The organism is Acinetobacter genomosp. 33YU (genome assembly GCF_001990725.1).
Classification (GTDB): domain Bacteria; phylum Pseudomonadota; class Gammaproteobacteria; order Pseudomonadales; family Moraxellaceae; genus Acinetobacter; species Acinetobacter seifertii.
On sequence record NZ_LFZQ01000011.1, the window covers coordinates 534024 to 557216 of the forward strand.

A 23193-nucleotide genomic window follows, 5' to 3' on the forward strand; every position below is an offset into this window, starting at 1 on the left:
TTTGTCCCAAACGATATTCTTTAATCCTTTAAAATGACAAAGATTCCCTATTCCCCAATCAACTTAATCGGTGATCAAATCTTGTATCTCAAATAAAAACATAGCTCATCCCTACGGACAATAAGACTTTTTACATAAATTAAAATTTATAAGTATTTAATTTTTATTATTTTTTAATTTCATTAAAACTCAGGATAAATTTTACTTATCGACTTTCATAAGCTGCCTTTATGACTTTGCATACAAGCAGCGATAATTTAGAGAAGAAAAATGAGATGAAAAGATCACCGATTCTACTTATTTTTTAATCTGCTCATTCAGCCTTTTCATGGCACTCGCTGAGACTTTAACAGCGACCTCGGTTAATTTTTCTTTCAAGGCAACGTCATTTCCGTGAATATAAATAGACGTGAAATGAAAGGTTTTTAAGCGAATAGGCGTATCTAATATTTCCAATCGTCCGTCTGTAATTTCCTTTAAAGCCGTTAAGGTCGGTACGACTGCAATACCTAAACCTTGCTCAGCAAGACGCAACAACGTCGCTAATGAATAACTGGTAATTGAAAGGGGCTCATCAATGCCCTGTTCTTTCATTTTGGCCTTTAATTCTTTATAGGGATAGGTAATTTTTGGATAAGTTAAAATGGTATGCGACATTAAGGCTTTAAAAGACATTTGCCCAATTCCACCTTTAAACGATGGTGCTGCCAAGAAACTCAGTTCAAAGTTACAAAGTGACTGCTCAATACATTCAAAAGCCAAGGTTGGGCCAAGTAAAAAGGCCATATCCAAGTCACCTGTACGAACGCCTTCTTGTAAATTAGGTGTCAGGTCAACCACAATTTCGACCGAAACTTTTGGAAATTCTTGTTGAACTTTTTCGATATATTCAACGAGCCACGTATATACAATGGTTTCGGAAACGCCTAAACGTATGGTTCCCGTCAGATGCTGGTTTTCGGTAAGCTCTGCGACCAGATCTGTTTCTAAACGCATAAACTTTTCGGCATATTTAAATAAAGTCATACCTTTATGGGTCAGTTTAAACTGCCGCAAGCTTCGGTCTAAAACCTTAAAACCTAATTCATTTTCAAGAGATGTGATTTTTTGAGAGACAGCAGGCTGCGTCGTTTGTAATTTAATTGCCGCCTTATTGAAGCTATTTAACGTCACAACCCAATAAAATGCTTCAAGATTCTTTAAATTCACGTTTCATCCTGTCTTAAAAATTCCTTTACTTTTATAGTATGTAAGCTTTTAGCGTGTTAAGGCCAGCAATAAATAAATTTTTAACTAAAGTTAGTTATCCAAATTTTTAAATGCCTTGGAAAGCTGACTAATTGTTTTGATCTGCTTTGCATAACGGCGGCATGATCGGCATGCCAACAAATGCAGTTGTAAACTACTTTGCTCACGTAAAAAAAGCGGTCTATCTTGTTTTTCAGACAACAGTTGAGTGGCTTGTCGACATGTCAACATGAACAATCCTCCTTCAGTAACCATTTATTTTCTAAGCATTCCCGTAAACGGGTACGACTTCGATACATCAACACATTAAAGTTTGAAATAGATAACTCCAGCTTGCTACAAATTTCGTTAGAACTCAGCTCTACCACTTCTCTCATCATAAAAACCTGAGCATATTTGGCAGGCAAATGATCTAAACAGGCTTCAAAAATTATCCAAAAATCTGACTGCTCCATCATTTCTTCAGGACTTTGCCATGCTTGAGGTGCTTCATATTTATGCCAGTGTCCTGAAGCATCAAACAATTCATCTACACTGAGTTCGCTTTCCTCATCTTTAAATAATTCAGACATGGCAACCAAACGTGACTTTTGCCGAACCACATCAATAATTTTATTTTTTAAAATAGCGAATACCCATGTTTTGAACGCAGCCCGCCCTTTAAATGAATCTAAGTTTTGAAAAGCACTGGTTAAAGCCTCTTGCACTACATCTTCAGCTTGCGGAAGTGAGGATAACTGTAAAAAAGCAAATTTAATCATTTGCTGCCTTAAGTCTTGTAAAAAGGCTGGGTTATGCAGTTGATCCCCTAAGTCGTCATGACGTGATGCCGCGGCTGAAGTCATGCTTGTGCCTCTTTAAAATCATGGAGAGTTTGGATTAATTGTAGTCGAGATAAGAAGTTTTTGAGTTCTTGAATTTGCAGATAAATTTCAGGCTCATACAAGTCAGCGAGTACAGATTGAATGAGTATAAAAATATCATGGTCAGTTAATGTTATATTTTGCGTTAACTGTTCAATCAGCATAGCAAAAAGTGGAGAGAGTTGTTCAATACATACTTTATCTTGTTCATCGCGCCAGACCATTACTGCGCCTGGTAAAAGTTCTACTTGTTCTGGAGTCATTAAAGTCGTCCACGTATAAACGGGATATTGATAAACCAACACCCATACTTTGGTGGTTAACTGCCAAGCATAATTTTCATGTAAAACAACATCTTCAATTTCAACAGTGTCTAAATATAATTCTAGCCATTCAAACTGTAATAACTCAGCCAACCAAGGATACTCTTGTAATATCGGATGCTGTTGCTCTGTTAAATACTCTCTAAACTCTAAAGAGATATCATTGTATAAAGGTGAGCGGCTTTTAGCTTTTTGAAAAAACTCTAACAGCAATTGTTGCCACTTTAACTCTGGCAACATGGCACGAGCTACTGGATAAACTAATTCAATAAATGAGCTGACATTATTAAAAAGTAAATCTCGATAAATTTGCATTCTTTGAGGAGGAAGTGCTTGAGGTAATTGCAAATCAGGATCACGAATCCAGTCACAAAACTGTTGCTGCATGGTTTGGAAGGATATTAGATTTCCCTTCATAGCCAGTCTCCTGTTGTTGAATGAGTTTGATTTTGGCGAGTTCCTCTTCTAATTCTTGCCATGATGGAATATTAAAGTCGCGTTCTAATAATGTCGGTTTTATTCCGCATACTTGATAGGTATATCTCAACAACTCCCAAACACGGTCACAAACTTCCGCCCCATGGGTATCGATTAATAAGTTCTTCTGAACTTTTTCATGTCCAGCAATATGTAAGTAACGAATTCGTTCCTTTGGCATGTTCTGAATAAATACGAATGCATCGCTACCATGATTGGTACTGTTGACATAGACATTATTTACATCAAGAAGCAAATCACAGTCAGCATGTTGAATCACTTCACGAATAAATTCGGCTTCACTCATTTCGGCATTCGGCATGACGTAAGTAGAAACATTCTCTATGACTAATTTTTTCCCTAAAATATCCTGTACACGCAAAATGCGTTCAGCCACATATTTAACAGCGGCTTCCGTCATGGGTATTGGCAACAAATCATACAAATAGCCGCCATCATTTGTATAACTTAAATGTTCAGAATAAATTGGTACTTCGTATTGTTCTAAAAAACTTTTTACTTTACCTATAAATTCGAGATTAAGTGGATGCGGCCCCCCAATAGATAATGACAAGCCGTGACAAATTAACGGTGCTTTTTCTGCACACTGTGCAAGTAATTTTGCATGTCGACCACCAAAACCTAGCCAATTTTCTGGGGCAACCTCAATAAAGTCCGGATATGTTTTTGCCGTTAGAAACGCATCTATAAAGTCACGTCTTAAACCAAGCCCTACACCATTCAACTGCATCATGGTGACTTCTCCTTTTGGAAATGATGCCGACACTTAATAGAAGGCCGACATCATCCTTGATCAGATGGTTTACTTAGCGCCACACTTGCCATCAGCAACTTTTTTATCTGCACCGCACTTACCGTCCGCTGCTTTTTTAGTTGCACCACATTTACCATCTGCTGCTTTTTTAGCTGCTCCACATTTTGCTTCCGCAGATTTTTCATGTTTTTTCATTTTGTTAGCTCCGCATTTCGCTTCACCACATTTACCATCAGCTGCTTTAGTTGCATGTACTTCAGTTGTTGTATTGGTTGCTGCTACAGCCATTTGCGTAGCACCTGCAACTGAAAGTGCTAATAATGCTGCCACTGAAGTCATTGAGTTGAGTTTGTTCATTTTCGTATTCCTTTAATGCTAATTTCTCGGTTTGTACACATGTACATAAAGTTAGACGGACCAAATCCTTTTTTATTACACCGTAAATAAAAAAATTTTTTATGTAAGAAATACAGTTTCCATCCGACTAATTATTATTCAATCGCATTGGATGTGAAATTATCATGAAGAACTTTATTTATGGCTTATCTCAATATTATCAAAATCTCGGTAAGTCTTTACAACATATTGATGGCATTGCAGCACTTGCTCTTCGATTGTACCTCGTTCCTATATTTTGGATGGCGGGTACAAATAAATTGATGCACTTCAATGACATTGTAGAATGGTTCGGCAACTCAGATGGAGGATTAGGACTTCCTTTCCCCTATTTAATGGCTTTGCTTGCAACAGCAACTGAGCTAGCAGGTGCAATACTTTTAACATTAGGTCTGTTTACCCGTTTAATTAGTATTCCACTTATTATTACCATGTTGGTTGCAATATTTACGGTACATCTCCCTAATGGATGGCAAGCAATTGCTGACCCGCATGCACCCTTTGCCAACATGCAAGTATTGGCCTCCGCTGAAAAGTTAGATAAAGCTCGTGAAATTCTACAGAACTATGGCAACTATGACTGGCTTACATCGAGCGGTTCGTTTGTTATTTTAAATAATGGAATTGAATTTGCTGCGACCTACATGGTTATGTTGCTTGCTCTGCTTGTGCTTGGAGGTGGCCGTTACTTTAGTTTAGATTATTGGATTAAAAATAAATTGCACTAATCGATTATTGCACCAGCCGTCATATTTACCACGGTTGCTGTCATTGAGTTCGCATGTTCGGATGCTAGAAAAGCCACAGTTTCTGCAACTTGTGAAAGCGTAGGCAATCGTTTTAGCATCGTACTTTGAGCCGCACCTTCTAACCATTGTCCTATGCTAAGCCCCATTGCCTGTGCTTTTGGCTCGGCAGTGGTGGATGCTTTTTTAAAGCATCCACCTTTAAGTTTTCAGGTTCATTCGCCTAGCGATTTTTTACCTTATTTTTATACAGAGTTTGATTTATTAACGACTCTAGATACAGACCTTCTTAAAAAAATTAAAGCCTTGCCAGGATATTCAACCTGGGGGAAAATTCTTCATTTTAAAACATGTTTTATCGGGACAACGGTCACAGAATACAGCTTATTACCTAGTGAACTTCCTCTAGACTCGATAGCAGATTTTTTAAAGAATAATGATCAAAACATTAAGTTAGGTATTATTAAAGATCTTCCGTTAGATTCACCTTTACTCAGCGAACTTGAAAATAATTACAGTCACAATTTTATTCAAGAAGCAGAAAAAAAAGGTTTTCTATCTGTAGAAGGACAAGCTTTAGCTTATGTCCCTATCGATTTTTCAAGCCGTGAAGAGTATCTCTCTAGATTATCTAGACCACGCCGTAAAAACTTCAAACGTAAACTCAAAAGTTTAAATGAATTAAACATTGAACAACTGTCTACGGGCGATGAACGCTTTAATGATCCTGAGTTTAGAACATATTTATATGAACTCTATCTGGCCGTTTATCACCAAAGCGAAATACATTTTGACCTACTCAGCCCTGAGTTTTTTTCAGAAATTCTTCAAGATGTGCACAGTGGCGGTAAAGTCTTTTTATATTGGGCAAATACAACCTTAGTCGGTTATAACATTTGTTATGAATACAAAGACAATCTGGTTGATAAATATATTGGTCTCAATTACCCGCTCGCAAAAGACTACAATTTATATTTTATTAGCTGGTTCGTAAATTTAGACTATGCTCTAGCCAACAACCTCAAATTTTACATTGCAGGCTGGACAGACCCTGAAGTCAAAGCTCAACTAGGGGCTAAATTTACATTTACACGTCATCTGGTATGGATACATTCCCCTGCCTTACGTTTTATTTTAAAGAAATTACGTCCTTTATTTGAAGCAGATCATCAGTGGCATGTTAAACAGGAAACACGATCATGAGTTCAGTAAATAACAGAACACCTGTCGTTTTAAACTTTGATGATTCTGCTGGTGATCCTGATGATGCGGTACGTATTGACCTCACCTCATGGCAAGAAGTCATTCGCTTTGGTTGTAAATTAAAAGAGTTCGATGAGTTACGTACTCACCTAAATCAGCATTTACCTTCAAAGTTGGGTTGTGTCCTGTTAGGTAGTGGTGATTATCACCATGTTACTCAGCTTTTACTAGAAAGACTGCCATCTGATGAGCCAATTCATCTGATTGTGTGTGATAACCACCCTGACAATATGCGTTATCCTTTTGGTATTCACTGTGGCTCCTGGGTGTATTGGGCAAGTAAGCTTCCACAAGTTGCCAGAATAGATGTACTTGGAATTAGCTCAAGTGATATTGGATGGCTACATGCAGTAGAAAACCATTGGTCACCGCTATATAAAGGAAAGCTGCACTACTGGAGCATCCAGCAAAATGCTTCATGGGTACGTTTTACAGGCAAAAAGAATGCATGGCAAAACTTCGATCATCCAGATGAGTTACTAACTGCATTTCTCACAGAAATAAAAGCATCGAACTTACCTATTTATTTATCGATTGATAAGGATGTGCTGTCGAGCGAAGTCGTCATGACGAACTGGGACCAAGGAAAATTTCTTGAAAGTCATTTGCAGAGCTTAATTGAAGCATGCAAGGGCCGATTAGTAGCAGCTGATATTACTGGCGATGTTTCCGCCTATCATTATAAAAACTACTTTAAACGGTTTTTAGCAGCTTCGGATGGACAACAAGAACCAACTGCCGAAGAACTCTCAAATTGGCAATTAGAACAGAAAGCACTGAACCTACGGTTAATTCATGCCATAGATTCAGCTTGGTCAAATCAATAAGAAAAAACCCACAAGCTGTGGGTTTTGTTTTAATTACTTCGCTGCGTTTACGCCAACAATAAATTGGCTACAATTCGAGCCTTCAGAAGCATTGCCTAACTGCTTTTCAGAAAACTTAAATTTTGATGCTACAGAAGCATAATCTTTATTAAGGGTTTGACCTGTAAGCTCACCTAACTCTTTTACTTGTTCAGGCTTTAAAATTCCGTGTTCAACTGCTTGATTGACCATTACACATGCCGTGGTCATAGCATCATAACGTGCGGCAGTTTTAGAATAACCTAAAGCACCCACTACACCACCAACAATTAAACCGACTACTACAGCCAAAGTTACATGCATTTTATTCATTTTAAATACCTAAAAATTTTAACTAAAGACGAGCAACTTAAGAGTTTGTGCTCAAGTAGAATCAAGATAACTGCTTTTATTTGATACTAAAAGTTAGATTCTGTCAGATTTATTGATAGTTGAGTTGTCGTAAAGACATTACCATGCTCTTTGTAATTATGGATGTTTACTCTTTCTATTCAATACATAAGAAATAAGATTATTAATTTTATAGTGTTCCAAGAAAAATTTATTTAAAATTATTTATGTAACCCCCTAATTATCATGATTAATATAAAATCATAAATTCCCGCATATATATTCAAAAATTCTCAACTCCACTAATTTTATATCTTTTTTAGAACTATCTATACTTAAAAAATAAATAAAATCTAGAAAACAAAATTCATCCATAAAGTTAAATAAATTCAGAAAAAATTTGTTAGTATTTATCTCGATCACTGGTTCAGATCCGGAAAAATATAAATATACGCTCTCCTCATTTAATAATTTAAATTTTAAATTTGAGACAATTTTATTTATCACAGTATTATCAATTTCATTTGGAAAACTTAATTTTAAAAATTCTGTATTAGTGATTTCCCAATTCATTTTTGATTTATATATGAAAAATTTTCATAATTATCTAAAAATAGAACCTAATAACAAATATAGAGTTCTATTTTGAAATTTTATACAAACTACAACCATCTATTAGCTGGTGATAATTCCTCATATTTTTTTAAATCAGTCTGTTTAATTTTTCCGAAAGATACTACCTTATTAAATAATTTATCAAATCTAGCTAAAGATTTAGCATCTCCTGCTAATGAGGCATAAAGCATTAAATATTTTTCAATTTCTTTACTATCTAACTTTATTATTTCATCTATTTGATCATCTAAGATTTCATCAAATTTTTCATATTCTTCCTGTTCCGAAAGCTTATCTATAATTTGATTAAACTCTTCAAACTTCACAATTAATTACCTCAGTTTATAATTCGATACGCCTTAGATGGTATTGAGTCTCCAATCAATACTTCTTGATCTTTATTAGAAATAATAATTTACAAAACAAAAGCCAATTACAAAAAATGGTTTACCTATGATTGACTTTCTTTTGTATAACACGAATTTATATGTTAATTACATACAGTATAAATCATCTCATAAAGATGGTTTCTTTAAGCTCCACATTATCAATTTCATAATAAAATTGTACACCTCTTCCGTTTTGATACATTCCTTGATTAGGAATTTCAAATGGTATTCCATCAATAAAGTTTTCAATATTTGGAATAAAACCTATTGATGCATATTTTTGATTAGTTGAGATTTGTAGCCATACTACATATTTCTTCAGATCCCATTCCCCTTTGGAAATCTCCTCAAATTTTCTCTTTGCATCCTCAATAACTAAAAGATAAGATCCCGTGATTTCGTGATACTCATTTCTATTAAAAAGCTCGCGCCATTCTTTATTACTCATAACTCATAATCCCCTTTTGGACCGTTAACTTTAAATTTTCCGCTTGGTGTTCCCAAATATGACTTATGACAACGGTTCTTTAATCTTGCTGCCATAAACATCCCACTCTAAATGCAAAAAAATTAAAAACTAAATAAATAATTAATAGTTTAAATGTTTATAACTTGACCACATATTGATCTTTTGAAGGACATTATAGTTTAGTGACAAGTAAAGTACGTAGTATTTCTGGGTTTCTAACAGGGATTTACGCATCATTATGTGCATATCAACTCACCCATCAAAATAAGCCAACAATTCAAGTCATGTAACTATCGGCTTAAGCAGGATTCGGGTTAATAGTGAATTAATAATCTAAATAATTAATTCACTATTAAAAATTATTAATTTTAGTATTCCAAGAAATTCATTTTTAATTTAAATTTATTAACAATATCTACAAATTTTTTGCTCACTACGTAGATATATGGTTTATCAGTATCTCTAACAATAAAAAGTCATCTATTACAAGATCATTTTTTATAAAGTCATCTTCATCTAATAAATTATTTTTTCTTTTAATATACATGGCGTAAATATCTGCTTCTTGATTTATTATATAACATTGATAGAAATCACATTCGTCTGCAAGAACTTCCTTCATTTCATTAAAAAATCTTTTTGAAAAAAGTAAAATTCCTGAAGATGAATAATAGAAATCTGTATCCAATATTTCATTCAATTGATCAGAAAAAATATTGTCAAAATGTAAATTTATTCTAGGATTTTTTGAAAATTGATTACTTAAGTCAAATTTAAAATAGTCAACAATAATTTCTTGCTTCCCTTTCAAATCAAAAGAAAAATCTCTATAAATATACTCAGAAGAATAAATTTTATAAAAGTACATCAACCAGCCTTTTAAAATATTTTACTTTAAATAGCACTTAAAAAGTACTATTTAAATTTTCAAACTATTCGAGAAGTTTAACCATATGTCATAATAATATACAATTTCATTGTAAAAATTATCACACTCAAACTAACTAATCATTTTATATGATAGTTCCAACACATCAATTCAATAAAAATATTGACAACTCTTCCTCATGATAGTTTTCAATAACCCATTTTTTATTTCCGCCAATAATCCAAAAATCCCAATCCTCATCAAAAATATTATCCAAATTTTCTAATACAAACTTAATATCACAAAGAATTGAATATTTATTTAAATTTGACCAGAATACATGTACTTCCTCATGAATCGGCTTCTTCATTAAATATTTCCGTATCATATTCAGCAAGGATTCTCTATCATCCTGAACTATGAATTCCACCTTATCTGTCTCTTTATCTATTACCCCATAGTTTAAAACATTCAGACCTAAACTTATAATTGTATGTTCTAAATCAATTGAACTTAATAAAACTCTATTTAATAGAGTTTTATTAAGAAATGAAGGATTAATCATTACATCCTCTTCAAGAAAAACAAAAGTTTAGAAAAATATATTCTTTAGAATAGCATATCATTATATGACTCTATTAACTTAATCTTCCTATTCATTTCAAAAATCTCATCTTTATTAAAATTCTTTTCAAAATTAAAATAATTAATAGCACCACTAAATAAAGATCTTAAAAAATCCATTGAGTTAAATTCTTTATTCAAATAAACAACTTTTTCTGATGAAATTTTGAGATTAATTAGATTCATTTTACGTTTCATTATAGTAAAGCGTATTGGTTGAGAAGGAAAACCAATATCATAATTTCCATTTTTAAAAAAATCTTCAAAACCATCTGCAATAAATCCCCAGAACCAATTTATATCATCTACAACATTTGATCCAAAAATTTCTTTTTCATAATAAAAAATTACTATTTTTCCTTCAACATAATCCCAATCAATATTTTTTAATTGATAAGAAAAAGCAATGTCATTTATATCAATATAATCATCATTAATTTTAATGAGTGACTTAAATTTAATCATACGACCTCTCAATAAAATTGCCCTATTCGTCCACGATTTAATCCAACTACCCTACCATTTGTTTTTGGTAGTTGGAACATTTTAGCATTTGCCCCTGATTCAGCTAATTTTTCACGATTAGCCTGTAATACATTTCTAATTTCTGTTTCAATTTGCTTAATTGATAGATTTGGGCATAAAAAAGACTGTGTACTTTTAATTGAGCCATCCCAATATTCAGGGTGATGTCGTTTTAAGATATGTGTCATGGCTGCTTTGTCTAAAATATATGTATTACTTCCAAACTGATATCTCTTTGTTTTGAAACCATCTAAAGCATTCACTACATTTGAATGCGGACATGTTTTTTTAGGAATTCCTTCTTCTGGTTTCGCTGATCCTTGCTTTTGCTTGCTGCTAGTTTTTTACAAGCCAAGAGGATCAACCCAACTAATTGAACTTGCAGCATATTGATAAACATTTATTCCTCCCCATAACCCTATTGGATCTTTACTTACAAACCTACCTACATATGGGGAATAATAACAATAGCGATTGTAATGTAATCCTGTCTCTTCATCAAAATACTGACCTTTAATATATCTATCATTTCTAACTTAGACTTAAAAAATAAATTTCAATTAGTAAATCTATCACTTTAAGAACCTACTATAGTCCTTTTTTAAAATTCCATTTAGCACCGCCTCATACACCTTATAGTTTTCACCAAAATATTTAAAAAAATCATTCAAACAATTAAATTCACAATGATCATATATATCATATAAGTCTACGGCATCTCCATACTCATCCAAATACTTAGAAAATGTAAAATTAATAATATTTTTATTTTTTTTTAAAAAAAAATCTAATACATATTCATCTTCAACCATATTATCGATATTCGAGATTAATATAGGATTTTTCTTTAAAATAAGCTTTTCAATATTCTCGTAAAATTCGCTCATTAAATTTACCTCTTTATTTTTTAACTGGACAATTTTTAGGTGTTTTTACAAAAATATCAACTTTTTTGCCCTCTGGTGTAAAAATATTGATATGAGGAATAGTTTTATGTGGATGACCATCTGGTAACGATTCATGTCCAAATAACACTCCTGTTAATGGATTAATTTTATAGTCCATATGATATGAAGCATTATTTGTTGAATTCTGTCTATTTTGTTTAAAGGCCTTTTTATCTTTTGCTGTTTTTTCAGGAGATTTATCACTAGCCCCAGCCGATTTCTGTGCATTAGGAAAAGCCCCAAATAGAATCTCACCAGCTTCTTTATAGCTACACGCTGTTACACTACGGCCAGCACGCACTTCAGCAATTTTTTTAAGTATATTTACAGCACTGAGACCAAATGGGTCAGTCCATCCTGTACTATTATTGGCATATTGATAAAGATTAAACCCACCAATATGTTTAATCGGGTCTTTACTGACAAACCTACCTACATACGGCGAATAATAACGGTAGCGATTGTAATGTAACCCTGTCTCTTCATCAAAATACTGTCCTTGAAAACGGATATTATTTGAAATAATTTCACTATTTTCGAAGAAATTCGACTTGGCTCTCTCTGTTTTACACTCGCCCCATGCTTTATATTCGGCTTTCCAAATAATTGCACCTGTATGGTCGGTCATTTCCTGCGGCGTACCTAAGTGGTCACAGTGATAGAACCATACATCATCAAATTCTTTACCCTCTTTTTCAGTTTTCCAAAGCGGGTCACGGTGTATGTTATAAGGCCGATCTGACCAATCTGGTGTTTGGTGTAATTCTATCGGACTTAAATAAACAGCTTGTAGCATCGGCACAAAACTGTCTTTTTCATAGATGTAGTGCTTAGTCAGCTCCTCTGTGGACTCATAAGCAAGTGTATCGCTATCCCATCCATAAATGATGTTCTGCTCTTGTCCGACTTGGAATTTCCCGCCAGTTTTCGGAAAGATTCCTGAACCATTTAAGGTAATTTGCGAACTTGCACCAGTAATTACAATTTCTTTAGGACTACTAATTTCAATCCGATCTTCTGTCGAAGAAATAGTAATACCTTTATTAGCAAGCACATCTAAAGCATCTGATTGGGCTTGTATTTCTACCTTGCCTTGTGCTGCTATTGCTTTTAGCCCGCTCTGAACGGCAAAAAGGCTCAGCCTATTTTGAGCATGTGCAATCACATTCTTTTGAGTACTTATATTGATGCTGTCTCCAGCAATCTGATTGATTTGTGCATCAGCCGAGATATGAATATCCTCGGAAGTACTCAAAGCTATACCATCCGGTGAACTTAAAAGAAGTAAAGCTTTTTCAAATTTAGCGATTTGTTGCTGAATTTGTGAGGCAAAATCTTTTAACTGCTCAATCGATTCTATTTCATCGGTTTTCTGGTTTTTAGCGATGTCACTCAGTGCTTTACTATTAGTCTGACTACCTTCAAGTTGCTTTTTGGCAACTTCGGCATCAAGGTGTTCGCCTTTGGCATTATCCTGTTTATGGGTAGACACCAATAAACCTTGCCCCGCGCGCAAAGCTCCCCATTGGTCCGTACGCAGTTCAAAACCTTCTCCGCGGTCTTCACTTTCCGCTTTATCTTTAGGATGACTCAATTTCCCCAGATTTAACTGGCTTGCACCATAACTGCTTTGTAGCTGGGTACTAATTTGTCCCGTTGTATCATCAAATCTGAGTTGTCCAAAACCACCACCCGACACTTCTTTGGAACGGATACCGCTCAGCTTTTTAGTGTCAGGAAGTTTACCTTTATTATCAAATTTGGTCGGTTGGCGCTGGGCTTCATGAATTCGACCCATTACAAATGGTCGGTCTATATCGCCATTAAAGAAGTCAATAACAACAATTTCACCAATACGCGGTAAAAAACGTGCACCGTACCCTTCTCCAGCCCACGGCGTTAGAACATCAATCCAAGCAGAATCGGTGTCATTATTGTTGGTTCCTGCTCCACCGTCATGGCTATGGTCATCGTTGCGGGTAAACAGGAAGCGGACTTTAATACGCCCCCATTCATCTACATAGATTTCTTCACCTTCAGGGCCCACCACTTTCGCACGTTGTGGATGAGTGACTGGACTATGAATTTGTGGGTTATAGCCGGGTGTTGTTGGAATATGACGACGTTGTAAAATCAGTTGATTCGCTTGGCGTTCATCACTGTTCTCGGAGTTTTGTATTGACCAGTTACTTTGTGCCAATAGACCATTAATTTGGTCATTTAAATCTTTAGGTAAGTTATTCTGATTAAAGAAATTTTTAGAAACAATCAAAAAGCTTTTATCTGAGCTTTCATGCTGGTCTATTTCTGGGTGTTCATTTAATTCAAAATAGTAACCCACACAGGCATCGCGGACTGTCGTTTGCGCAATAAAGCGTTTCGCCTGCGCCTCGTAGTAATTGTGGAGGTTCTGGTTTAAGCGTTCAACTTGTTGATTTCCAGATTTAGTTACACCATCTTCACCCTTTAAATCACCAATCCATGCAGGCGCATAGTTCCAAGCTTGCTCTAAGCCAAGTGTAGCATTGTCATATTGTTCGCTATGCTGATGCTTACTTTGAACGCTTCCAATCCCTTCTTCTTGTTCTAATATTTCTGCTTGCCAACGTTGTATATGCATAACGTTGGGTTGAAGAGAACGCTCGGCAGTTAAGCGAGTCATGCTGTCGTATTGTTCCACTGCACTACTACGATGGTAACGAATCGTTTTACGGTCTAAAGGCTGATATTGGCTATTGGCATCAATTAACTTAAGTTTTTGAGCTTGAATAGATGTATCTGTACTTGGAACAATATGCTGAGCTTCATCAATGAGCCAACTGATATTTTCACTACGAAGTAAGCGTGTGAGGAAGTCCCAATCACTTTCGTTATGTTGCATAACAAAAGGACGAACATCATAAGTTTGTGTTAAACCGCTTAAATCCAAACTTAAACTTGCAGCAAATAGCGGATTTTTAACTTGCCATTCTTTAAAGAGTATTTCCCATATTTCAACCACGCTTTTATTCATAAATACGCGCGAATTACGGCGATATTTCCATAATGCGGTTGGATCTTCTAAGGTCAGCTTATATAAAGTTAGGCTTCCATCTGACTGGCCTTGCTGAGCATGAGTAATAATGCCTGTAACACGGGTTAATTCACCTCGCTCCGTCACTATATCTACAGCGGCCTGAACACCAATAAAAGATTTTAGTTGAATCGTTGCATTGGTTGATAGGCATAAAAGTTCTGCTTTTAAACCATCATTGAGTGCATGTACGCCATCAATTCTTTGCAGAAAGACTTGGTCATTCAATATCGGAGACGTAAATTGAATATGAATAGCTCGTTTCTGTGGGCTAATGCCCAAACTATCTAAAACTTGATGAATACTGTTCAACATCTTTATAGGACTGAATTATATTTAGCGGTATTTTACAAAGCACGTACAGATCTGTCTATTTAATTAAGAATTAATTTTACATTTAAATTAAATATTAAAACTTATTCTATTTAACAGAATAGAATCTAACCCTAGCATGATCAAAAGATTTGTTAATTTTGCTATATTAAGCCGCATTTATAAAGCATTAATTTTTAAAAATAAGCCAATAAATCAACTGTTTAAAAAATGTATAAGCAATGAACAAGCTTATACATTTTATTGGTCAATTCAAATATCAATAACAACGTAATACACTGTTATTTATAATATTTTTAAAATTCAAAAATAGATCTACTATTATTGAAAAATACTTCTAAATTACTTTCCATTCAAAGATTCAATTTAAAATAGTTTAGATATTTTAAATTATAATTAGAAACAATTTTTAACATTTCTTAACACTCTTCTAATTTCAAATAAATGACATTAGAAATTTCTCAAACAACTGTTCTTTCACATTTGAAATATCTGAGCTTAGAAGCTGAATAATGGCACCATCAATCATATATAAAAATAATTTGGCATCATGAAATGAGGCTTCCCTATTAAGTACTCTGAGATGGCTATAGATTTCATTGGTCAGCCATGTTCTATATTTAATGGCGACTTGGTAAGCGTTTGAATAATTATTTTTAGTTTCAAAAATGGCTTTAAATAGCAGGTAATACCGCCCTTCCAAGTCGGTATGCAAGTCATAAAGTATTTTGAGTTTTTCCTTTACGCTTGTGTTGTGGTCGTACTCGACCATTGCAATGACTTTCTCCTGTAACCGTTCTTTTTGCACGAGTAGGCAAATTTCGATAAACCGCGCTTTGGACTGAAAATAATGATAGAAAGTCATTTTTGTAATTTCAGATTCTCTCACAATTCTATCGACGCCCACTAAATGAAATCCGTGGTGGTGAAATAAATCAATCGCCTTATTAATAACTTTTAAAGCACGTGTAGAAAATACTAAAGGTGGCATAGTTTTTACCGTTATAAGTTCTTGTTGTTTCTAAAAGAGAAAAAAGCCTGTGCCCTTTTTGGGAGAAAAAAAGGCACAGCAAAGCCATAAAGACTGTGCTTGGCACATCTCAAGTTTTATTGTTGATACAAATTTTGAGCCGTAATGACTTAAAGCCTGAGAACCCTAAAGGCCATCAAGCTGTTTAAAGATGATTTAAGTAGTGTCGTTATAGCTTTTGGCATCGAGAGCCAAGAAATAATGAATGTGCAAAGCCAACTCCTTCTATTGGGAGTTCTACCAGACATTAAAATTATGGTGGCAGAACGGAAGAGGGTTGACAGACTGGTAGGACTCCAGCACACACGAATGTGTCCCTCTCCCGTCCTACCGCTACGGGAGGGAACGAGAAGTACACATAGAAGTATCCCTCAGAAAGGAATAAATCTGATGCGGTCCTAAGTGGTCTGTCAAAACCACCTGGCAATGTAGGCCAGTCCGGAAAGGATATTATCCAAGTTACGTGCAGTCAAGCACACAAAATGACATTTGCTTTAAAATAAATCATTAAAAAGTAAGGGTAAATAATTTAGTTTTATTATTAAATTAGGGTTTATAAAATTGAAGAAATTTATATAGATATATAAGTTTTGATGGGCCAAAATGAATGCTTATTTTAAAACCATTTATAAAAAACTGTAGATGAGTCTGAATATAAGAGGACATTGAATGAAGAACTTTCTCACCAAGAAAATGTACACAACTAGAGCTTTATTTTTTGCTGTAGGCGTTATGGCTTTAAATGTTTCCCCTATTGTTATTTCTACTACTCATGCAGCGACAGAACAAAAAATGGATAATTTATCGGCTAAGCTTTCATCAATTTTTGCAGATAAACCCGTAGAACCTGCTTTATTTAGTCCTCAATTTTTAGGACAAGTTTCCATAACACAAATTCAAAAAATCGTTGATGATTTAAAAGCCTCTTTGGGCACTCTTAAAAGTATTAATGTTTCAAATGGCTCAGGGACGATTGATTTCGAGAAAGGCGAATTACCTGTTTCAATTAGCTTAGATGAGCAAGGGCAAATTAGCACCCTTTGGTTTAGCGCACCTCATTTTAAGACCGTAAGCCTAGACGAAATGGTTAAAGGTCTACATGAAAATGCAGTCGGTAAAACCTCTCTTTTAGTTATTGTAGATAACAAACCTGTGGTTGTTGAAAATGATAAAACTCCAATGGCTGTGGGTTCAACTTTTAAGTTACTCGTTTTAAAAGCGTATGAAGATGCGATAAAAAAAGGTGAATTAAAAAGAGAAACTATAGTCTCTTTAAAAGAAAAAAATCGCTCATTGCCAACTGGAGTTTTACAAAACTTGCCTGATGGCACACCTGTAAATCTGGAACTTCTCGCGCAGTTAATGATACAAATTAGCGATAACACAGCGACCGATAGTCTTATAGATGTATTAAAAAAGCCTCGTATAGAGTCACTATCACCTAGAAATATCCCGATGCTGACGACACGAGAACTATTTCAACTGATTGACCCAAGCAACGAAAAGCTAAAAAATAAGTTTAAAACAGGTACAAAGTCGGCTCGTTTAGAAGTGCTCTCTGAGCTAGACAAACTGCCACTACCAAGTGTGAGTAGCATTGGAAAATCGGCTACTTGGCAAGATGCTGAATGGTATATGTCAGCCAATGAGATTTGTCCTCTGCTTGAAAGTGTTCAAGATGCCCCTGCACTAAACAGCTCTTTAAATCCATTGTTTAAAAATTTAAATTGGCAAAAAATTGGGTTTAAAGGTGGTTCTGAATACGGCGTGATTAACTTTTCTGTGATTGGTAAAACTCAAAAAGGTCATAAAGTTTGTGCAGTATTTACCGCAAATGGAAATGAGCCGCAGCCTGAGTCAAAACTGGCAATATTATTTACAGGCATACTTCAAGCCGTTGATTCTATAAATCCTTAACTATAAAGACCCATCATGACTAGAAGGCTTTAGCAACTCTTTATGATGGGTTGATTTGGAGTTATACAGATACTCACGTACAGTCGTTTTTGAAGAATTTATTATTAAATAAATAGTTGGTGATGAAGATGCCATTAATTATACCCGTAGCGATTGATGAGGGTGCGCTAGAAGTTCTTTGGTATAGCCCTTTTGAAAATATTGAAGATATTATTCTCTGGTGGGAAGCACAAAAAAGCATTGATATATATAAATATAAAACTGACTTAGAAGCCGCTGAGGCTATTCTATCAAATGGCAAAATAGTGAGTGTTAAAACAGAAGAGCAATATGATCTCTACTACGCAATAAGTGCAAAAGCTGAAACTGTAACGCTCATGATCGACACTGACTACAACTCACGCTTATCCTATAAAGGAAAGAAATATTTTCATAAAGGAAAGCTTATTTTCCCTCCCCTGATCTAACTTAATGGTGCTTTGGGAAATATATAAAATAATTAGATAACTGATTTGTCTTGTTTTATATTCTTTGGTCATCTTTAAAAATAAAGACCCAAAATTAAAGTTAACACGTATAGGAAACATAATGGACATTTCATTAAGACTTGCTAACGCTGCCGATCTAAAAGCCATAAACGAACGATATGCTGAGGTTGACTTTGTTCCATCACATGAAGATGAGCTTATTGTACTCGCCTCTATAGGTAACAAAATTGTTGGTCAAGGTAGAGTTGTGTCTATTGATTTGAATAGCGGCGAACTCGGTGGAATTTACGTCTTTCCTGATAATGAAGGGTTAGGCATCGCCCGTAAAGTGGTCGATTTCTTAATTAAAAATTCAGATTTTTCTGTGCTTTATTGTCTACCTTTTGCAGAACTAGAAGGTTTTTACAGCTCGATGGGTTTTGCTCTAGTAAAAGACATGGTTCAAGTACCACAGGATGTAATTAAAAAACATGAGTGGTGTAATAGTAATTACGACAAACCTGTTTTGCTTTTAGAAAGAAGCAAATGAAATAACACCCATAAAAAAACCGCCCCAGAAGGCGGTCGCTGAGTATAAACCAGCAGGTATATAGAAGTATGGTGGACGAATACTTCTATATTCTTTTATGAAGGATTTTTCTCGGTTTTCAGAAAATCTTTCGATTTAAAATAGCTAATAATCATATCTGCATGCTGTTCTTTTTGAGGCGCAGCGACTACAGGGAATGATTCTTTCGACATCTTAAAACCATGTGGAATGAGCTGTGAAATTGGCGGAAATTTAGGTTTTCCCCCTTCTGTAATCCGTTCAATAAAACTTGCTAACCAAAGTAAATACTCTCCTTCATTTTCAAACTTAGGCATTACACTTAAATCAACTTTAACTTTGCACTCACTAATCGGTTTAGTTAATTGCTCATCAAAATCGATGTAATTAAACTTAAGTTTAAACTCAGTCCCTTTAATGGCCTTACGTATCTGACTGATCAAACAATTCAGATTTTGTGTAAGATCATTGGTGAATAAGTCATCTTTTTGAATGTTTTTATAAACCTTTTCAGCCACGGCTAAATATTTTGGCATTTTTAACCTCCTCGATCTCAATTGTTATAAAGTTTTGATCTTAAAATGATTTATGGTTCTGATTATGATGAAACAAATGTAAAGGAGTGAAATGTTCTTATTATTGAATGTAATTAGTTAAAGTGTTCTGTAAACCTTGCTAAATAATCACCTAAAAAAAGTATGGTTTTGATAACTCATCCACAATTTTTCTAAATTATTAAGATTTCTTGAAACATTTATTTTCAATTAAAATTTACCATTTGGTAAAATTAATAAGGCCGCATTTGCTGATCTCTTCTGACTAACCCCAAAACCGATCTACGAACCCTAATTTCTTCTTCAGAAAATGGCAAATGTTCTTTTAATTCATCAATAGAAAGCGAATTATTTTCTATTAAAAAACAGTCTTGTTCAGTTGTCCAATGTGAAGCAGCCGATTCAATTTGTTTGTAGTATCGTTTCATATTTCCTAACAGAATTACACATATAAAAAGTCCGCCTTTAAGTACGAACTTAGCTTAGATTTTGTAGTTAATATTATTATAGCAGTCAACAGGCAATATATTCATTCTATGTTGTCACCAACCGTATACCCTAACTAGACTTCCAGAATACAGATATAAAATCTTAGTACTGTAAGACCTACAATTTCCCTATATATGCGGTATCACCAATTCAGCCTTGGGTGTTTTTTGATAAATCGTCCATTCCAGCGAGTTGCACTGGCAGGTGCAACTAATAATGCATTTAAACCCTTATCTATATCTGGAAATCAACCATGATCTATTCCATATTGATCGTTTGAAAAATCCTTTAGTAATTCTCCATCCGTTTTAAAGCAGCTTCGCGAACAAACCGTACTGGGTCATTAGCAAGCCTTTTTAAAATATGAGCTGGAACCTTTTTATTGCATGCGACTCTCTCACGAACTGATTCACTCATATCTTGAGACAATAGATCAAAGAGTTCTGGGCTAAGCTTTCTTTTACTAGCAACTGTAGACCGGACAGATTCATTCATATCACGCGCTAGAATTTCTAATATATTTAATGGCACAGTACGATTGTGTGCAACCCACTCTCTCATTTCAGGAAATCTGGAAATAATATCCATCCAAACAATATCAGGAGCCTCCTCATGGGCCGCACGGATATACTCATTACGTGCTTCACTAGTTCGAAGTAAAACAAATTCTTCTGCCGAATTAATCATTTTTAGTAAAATCCGATAGATTTAAATAGAAAATTTCATATTGATCATCAAGTAATATATCAGTGTTTTTTATGCAATTTATTTTCTGGAAAAAATTTATTAGTTTCAACATAGAAGTTATTTTTATCTCGTTTTAAAAATAACGGTCTATTCCGTAGTCTCTAAACTCATACATTAATCCTGAATAACTTGAAAAAAATGTGAGCGAAGAAAAAAAATGTCTACTTCCAGTAATTAAAGGATCATAAAAAGTTATTTTGAGGCCATCAGAAAAACCATTTGTATTTACAATATCATAGAAAGAACCTAGAGCATAACCTTTCAAGCCCATGAAATCCTTAATAAATACAGAAGCCAGTGCGCCTTCTTTGAAATCCTTTACAATCTCAACTGCCATTGCATTATCGTCATAATTAACAGAAAAGACTATATAAAAATCTTTCACTTTAAATATAACCTTTTCAATTTCACCAACATTATCTACTTTATTGATAGATTGATCATCACTCTCATTATCGATAAATACATACACTTCATCTATAATCAAATTTAAATCATCCAAACTATTGATAAAATCAAAAAATTTTTTAACTTCCAAAATAAACCTCACATTATCGATATTACAACTATTTTCTTTTATCAGTTTTCAATTTTAAGCGTTCTGCTTGCTCTAATACCCTTAAAGTTCTTAAAAAATCTTTATTAGGAATTTTATCTTTCATCTATAAAAACTCTTCAAATGAAGTCTGTTGTTAGTGTGAAGGAATCATACGGACATTTTGTCCCGTTCATCCCATTTCTTCTTACTACACTTGCTACAGAATCATTAATAAGAGATTCAAATGCTCTAAATTCTTATGGCTGTCTTTTAGAAAAAATTTCGAAAATTTGAAAACCTACTTGCTCACCCCTAAGAACAACTCTCTTTTCCGAAGAACCAGTTAAAAAAAAACCTACTCCTATAACTCCCCCAATATGTTCTCCGACTCATGTGCCTTAGGAATTACCCAATAAGCTTCATGATTACAAATAAGATGCCTTCCATTTAACTGTCTTAAATAGAATATTTTCAAAAAAACTCAGTATATATTATGCTACTTAGCTTCTGATTTCTTCAATTCACATATGACAAATACATTTTCTGACCACCAGCAAGTTGAGGTGGTGTCTACTTTTACTGAACTTGTAAATATACATTTTCAAGGACATAAAAATGCTATTTGTTGGCACAGAAATTTGGTGGGCGACTTTAAAGAAATTGTGGCTAAACTTCATTTAAAAGAAAATATTACCGAAATTTCTACTGAAGACTTGCTAGCACTTGAGCTTTCAAAACAAGGTGATTTGGCTCGAGACATTATTTTAAAAGACATGCAACTCTTAACTGATATGGGTGCATCACCTGTTCTTAATTTACTTAAACACTATGAACGTGATGAAGAGCTAGATTTTATTTCAACAGATGTCTATTCGTTTCATGTTGATCGCTCGCCTATAGAAACTGATACTTTCTTATGTACTTATCACGGTGCGGCTAGTGATATTGTGCCTAATGATCAGGTTGAACAAAAAGTTTTAATTCCAGAAATTAGAGAAAAACTCAAAGCATTACACGACGGCCCAGAAGCGAAATTTGAAAGCTTTTTAGCAGAGTATTTTTTTGATTTACATTATCAGCCTAAACCCAATGCACAACCAATAAATTTGGGTACAGGACACTTGTGGCGTTTGGCGGTAGATCATCCCACACAAAAAGTTTTACCGTGTGTGCATAGAGCACCCGTTGAAAAAGATGGAGAGTATCGATTGCTGTTAATTTGCTAGGTATTATCACTTAACCAGTGTACAAGATATTTATTAGAGTGCTTATTTTTTAAAGCTGATAAGAAATGATCTAAGAAAGTTTTTAACATTTTCAATAAATCTGTTTGGCTGATATTTTCTGCATAACTCGGCACCCAGATCCCATCATGGCTTTTTCCATAGCAGTTATAGTTTCCCTGATTAAATTTTAATAAAATTTCTCTACTTATACCCTGCTCATATAAATCAATTGAAGAATCAGATCCCAAATTTATCTCTCTTATACAAACAGGCAATTGCTCTAACAAAACAACCAGATCAGTTTCGATATCTACAGGCCAAAGCTCATTTGAAAAAGCCTGAATCTTAAACTGATTGAGTTTATTCTTAGAAAGTTCAGTACAAATATCTGTCAATACACTAATTTCGTTGTCATATTCATCATCGTATTGCCGCAACTGCGTAATGTCGAGTTCCGATGTGAGTTCTAATTGAATTAACATAACTTGCCCATACTTGAGTTAATACGTAAGCGTCCGCTGAACACA

Annotated in this window: 28 protein-coding genes and 4 pseudogenes; 8 read left to right on the plus strand and 24 right to left on the minus strand. The window is 34.4% G+C overall.

Annotation, left to right across the window (positions count from 1 at the left end; translation table 11 throughout):
- Nucleotides 1-297: 297 nt before the first annotated feature.
- The 6 genes from mumR to AC056_RS16115 all read right to left on the minus strand — a co-directional run bounded on the left by mumR (nucleotide 298) and on the right by AC056_RS16115 (nucleotide 4043).
- A complete protein-coding gene (gene mumR / locus AC056_RS16090; RefSeq protein WP_004702525.1) occupies nucleotides 298-1209 on the minus strand; it encodes a LysR family transcriptional regulator MumR in 912 nt (303 codons plus the stop codon).
- 90 nt (nucleotides 1210-1299) lie between these two features.
- Nucleotides 1300-1479 carry a zf-HC2 domain-containing protein gene (locus AC056_RS16095; RefSeq protein ID WP_004702527.1) on the minus strand — a complete coding sequence of 60 codons (180 nt, stop codon included), beginning with the start codon at nucleotides 1477-1479 and terminating at the stop codon, nucleotides 1300-1302.
- Nucleotides 1473-2093: an RNA polymerase factor sigma-70 gene (locus tag AC056_RS16100; RefSeq protein ID WP_004702529.1), complete on the minus strand. Its 621-nt coding sequence runs from the start codon at nucleotides 2091-2093 to the stop codon at nucleotides 1473-1475. The genes AC056_RS16095 and AC056_RS16100 overlap by 7 nt, the downstream gene beginning before the upstream one ends.
- Nucleotides 2090-2851: a DNA-binding domain-containing protein gene (locus AC056_RS16105; RefSeq protein WP_077164205.1), complete on the minus strand. Its 762-nt coding sequence runs from the start codon at nucleotides 2849-2851 to the stop codon at nucleotides 2090-2092. The genes AC056_RS16100 and AC056_RS16105 overlap by 4 nt, the downstream gene beginning before the upstream one ends.
- A complete protein-coding gene (locus tag AC056_RS16110; RefSeq protein WP_077164206.1) occupies nucleotides 2802-3665 on the minus strand; it encodes a DUF692 domain-containing protein in 864 nt (287 codons plus the stop codon). The genes AC056_RS16105 and AC056_RS16110 overlap by 50 nt, the downstream gene beginning before the upstream one ends.
- A gap of 69 nt (nucleotides 3666-3734) precedes the next feature.
- Nucleotides 3735-4043: a hypothetical protein gene (locus AC056_RS16115; protein ID WP_004702533.1), complete on the minus strand. Its 309-nt coding sequence runs from the start codon at nucleotides 4041-4043 to the stop codon at nucleotides 3735-3737.
- Between the two features lie 164 nt (nucleotides 4044-4207).
- Here AC056_RS16115 and AC056_RS16120 point away from each other — a divergent pair, with 164 nt between their 5' ends.
- Entirely contained in the window at nucleotides 4208-4810 is a 603-nt protein-coding gene (locus AC056_RS16120) for a DoxX family protein (RefSeq protein ID WP_077164207.1), read from the plus strand.
- Here AC056_RS16120 and AC056_RS19600 read toward each other — a convergent pair.
- A pseudogene (locus AC056_RS19600) lies at nucleotides 4807-4995 on the minus strand (short-chain dehydrogenase); the annotation flags it as partial. The gene AC056_RS16120 and the pseudogene AC056_RS19600 sit on opposite strands and share 4 nt — an antisense overlap.
- On the opposite strand from AC056_RS19600, the gene AC056_RS16125 reads away from it, so the two are divergent.
- Together AC056_RS16125 and AC056_RS16130 are read left to right on the plus strand one after the other, a co-directional pair.
- Nucleotides 4964-6031: a GNAT family N-acetyltransferase gene (locus AC056_RS16125; RefSeq protein ID WP_077164208.1), complete on the plus strand. Its 1068-nt coding sequence runs from the start codon at nucleotides 4964-4966 to the stop codon at nucleotides 6029-6031. The pseudogene AC056_RS19600 and the gene AC056_RS16125 overlap by 32 nt on opposite strands.
- On the plus strand, nucleotides 6028-6918 hold the full coding sequence (locus AC056_RS16130) for a hypothetical protein (protein ID WP_077164209.1): 891 nt from the start codon (nucleotides 6028-6030) through the stop codon (nucleotides 6916-6918). Before AC056_RS16125 ends, AC056_RS16130 begins: the two co-directional genes overlap by 4 nt.
- Nucleotides 6919-6951: 33 nt before the next feature.
- Here AC056_RS16130 and AC056_RS16135 read toward each other — a convergent pair whose 3' ends face one another.
- The 4 genes and pseudogenes from AC056_RS16135 to AC056_RS16155 form a co-directional block, all read right to left on the minus strand.
- The gene (locus AC056_RS16135; RefSeq protein WP_213033507.1) at nucleotides 6952-7269 is read right to left on the minus strand and encodes a hypothetical protein; all 318 of its coding nucleotides are present in this window, start codon (nucleotides 7267-7269) and stop codon (nucleotides 6952-6954) included.
- 279 nt (nucleotides 7270-7548) lie between these two features.
- Nucleotides 7549-7863 (minus strand): annotated as a pseudogene (locus tag AC056_RS20045) (hypothetical protein); the annotation flags it as partial.
- Nucleotides 7864-7949: 86 nt separating this feature from the next.
- Nucleotides 7950-8228, minus strand: a complete 279-nt coding sequence (locus AC056_RS16150) for a hypothetical protein (RefSeq protein WP_077164211.1) — start codon at nucleotides 8226-8228, stop codon at nucleotides 7950-7952.
- A 184-nt stretch (nucleotides 8229-8412) separates the two neighbouring features.
- A complete protein-coding gene (locus AC056_RS16155) occupies nucleotides 8413-8739 on the minus strand; it encodes a hypothetical protein (protein WP_000066162.1) in 327 nt (108 codons plus the stop codon).
- A gap of 185 nt (nucleotides 8740-8924) precedes the next feature.
- Here AC056_RS16155 and AC056_RS19420 point away from each other — a divergent pair.
- Nucleotides 8925-9050: pseudogene (locus AC056_RS19420) on the plus strand (IS982 family transposase); the annotation flags it as partial.
- A 239-nt stretch (nucleotides 9051-9289) separates the two neighbouring features.
- Here the strand turns inward: AC056_RS19420 and AC056_RS16160 are convergent.
- The 8 genes and pseudogenes from AC056_RS16160 to AC056_RS16190 all read right to left on the minus strand — a co-directional run.
- Nucleotides 9290-9628 (minus strand): annotated as a pseudogene (locus tag AC056_RS16160) (hypothetical protein); the annotation flags it as partial.
- 166 nt (nucleotides 9629-9794) lie between these two features.
- A complete protein-coding gene (locus tag AC056_RS16165; protein ID WP_077164213.1) occupies nucleotides 9795-10193 on the minus strand; it encodes a hypothetical protein in 399 nt (132 codons plus the stop codon).
- A 44-nt stretch (nucleotides 10194-10237) separates the two neighbouring features.
- Nucleotides 10238-10717: a hypothetical protein gene (locus AC056_RS16170; RefSeq protein ID WP_077164214.1), complete on the minus strand. Its 480-nt coding sequence runs from the start codon at nucleotides 10715-10717 to the stop codon at nucleotides 10238-10240.
- An 8-nt stretch (nucleotides 10718-10725) separates the two neighbouring features.
- On the minus strand, nucleotides 10726-11040 hold the full coding sequence (locus AC056_RS19925; protein ID WP_223857352.1) for a hypothetical protein: 315 nt from the start codon (nucleotides 11038-11040) through the stop codon (nucleotides 10726-10728).
- Between the two features lie 81 nt (nucleotides 11041-11121).
- A complete protein-coding gene (locus tag AC056_RS19930) occupies nucleotides 11122-11295 on the minus strand; it encodes an RHS repeat-associated core domain-containing protein (RefSeq protein WP_223857370.1) in 174 nt (57 codons plus the stop codon).
- A 54-nt stretch (nucleotides 11296-11349) separates the two neighbouring features.
- Nucleotides 11350-11664 carry a hypothetical protein gene (locus AC056_RS16180; protein ID WP_077164215.1) on the minus strand — a complete coding sequence of 105 codons (315 nt, stop codon included), beginning with the start codon at nucleotides 11662-11664 and terminating at the stop codon, nucleotides 11350-11352.
- Between the two features lie 13 nt (nucleotides 11665-11677).
- Entirely contained in the window at nucleotides 11678-15112 is a 3435-nt protein-coding gene (gene tssI, locus AC056_RS16185) for a type VI secretion system tip protein TssI/VgrG (protein WP_322853135.1), read from the minus strand.
- A gap of 454 nt (nucleotides 15113-15566) precedes the next feature.
- Nucleotides 15567-16121, minus strand: a complete 555-nt coding sequence (locus AC056_RS16190; RefSeq protein ID WP_077164216.1) for a TetR/AcrR family transcriptional regulator — start codon at nucleotides 16119-16121, stop codon at nucleotides 15567-15569.
- A 708-nt stretch (nucleotides 16122-16829) separates the two neighbouring features.
- On the opposite strand from AC056_RS16190, the gene AC056_RS16200 reads away from it, so the two are divergent.
- The 3 genes from AC056_RS16200 (at nucleotide 16830) to AC056_RS16210 (ending at nucleotide 19094) form a co-directional block, all read left to right on the plus strand.
- Entirely contained in the window at nucleotides 16830-18077 is a 1248-nt protein-coding gene (locus tag AC056_RS16200; protein WP_077164217.1) for a serine hydrolase, read from the plus strand.
- 128 nt (nucleotides 18078-18205) lie between these two features.
- The gene (locus tag AC056_RS16205) at nucleotides 18206-18544 is read left to right on the plus strand and encodes a hypothetical protein (protein WP_077164218.1); all 339 of its coding nucleotides are present in this window, start codon (nucleotides 18206-18208) and stop codon (nucleotides 18542-18544) included.
- 121 nt (nucleotides 18545-18665) lie between these two features.
- Complete coding sequence (locus AC056_RS16210) at nucleotides 18666-19094, plus strand: GNAT family N-acetyltransferase (RefSeq protein ID WP_077164219.1); 429 nt, start codon at nucleotides 18666-18668, stop codon at nucleotides 19092-19094.
- 95 nt (nucleotides 19095-19189) lie between these two features.
- On the opposite strand, the gene AC056_RS16215 is transcribed toward AC056_RS16210, so the two are convergent.
- From AC056_RS16215 to AC056_RS16230, 4 genes are all read right to left on the minus strand, one after another.
- Nucleotides 19190-19648 carry a hypothetical protein gene (locus tag AC056_RS16215; RefSeq protein ID WP_077164220.1) on the minus strand — a complete coding sequence of 153 codons (459 nt, stop codon included), beginning with the start codon at nucleotides 19646-19648 and terminating at the stop codon, nucleotides 19190-19192.
- A 251-nt stretch (nucleotides 19649-19899) separates the two neighbouring features.
- Entirely contained in the window at nucleotides 19900-20094 is a 195-nt protein-coding gene (locus AC056_RS16220) for a hypothetical protein (protein WP_077164221.1), read from the minus strand.
- A 349-nt stretch (nucleotides 20095-20443) separates the two neighbouring features.
- Nucleotides 20444-20842: a hypothetical protein gene (locus AC056_RS16225; RefSeq protein WP_077164222.1), complete on the minus strand. Its 399-nt coding sequence runs from the start codon at nucleotides 20840-20842 to the stop codon at nucleotides 20444-20446.
- A 133-nt stretch (nucleotides 20843-20975) separates the two neighbouring features.
- Nucleotides 20976-21440 carry a hypothetical protein gene (locus AC056_RS16230; protein WP_139344669.1) on the minus strand — a complete coding sequence of 155 codons (465 nt, stop codon included), beginning with the start codon at nucleotides 21438-21440 and terminating at the stop codon, nucleotides 20976-20978.
- A 527-nt stretch (nucleotides 21441-21967) separates the two neighbouring features.
- On the opposite strand from AC056_RS16230, the gene AC056_RS16235 reads away from it, so the two are divergent.
- Nucleotides 21968-22666: a DUF1826 domain-containing protein gene (locus tag AC056_RS16235; protein ID WP_077164224.1), complete on the plus strand. Its 699-nt coding sequence runs from the start codon at nucleotides 21968-21970 to the stop codon at nucleotides 22664-22666.
- Here the strand turns inward: AC056_RS16235 and AC056_RS16240 are convergent.
- Nucleotides 22663-23148: a hypothetical protein gene (locus AC056_RS16240; protein WP_077164225.1), complete on the minus strand. Its 486-nt coding sequence runs from the start codon at nucleotides 23146-23148 to the stop codon at nucleotides 22663-22665. The two genes, AC056_RS16235 and AC056_RS16240, sit on opposite strands and share 4 nt — an antisense overlap.
- Nucleotides 23149-23193: the final 45 nt, after the last annotated feature.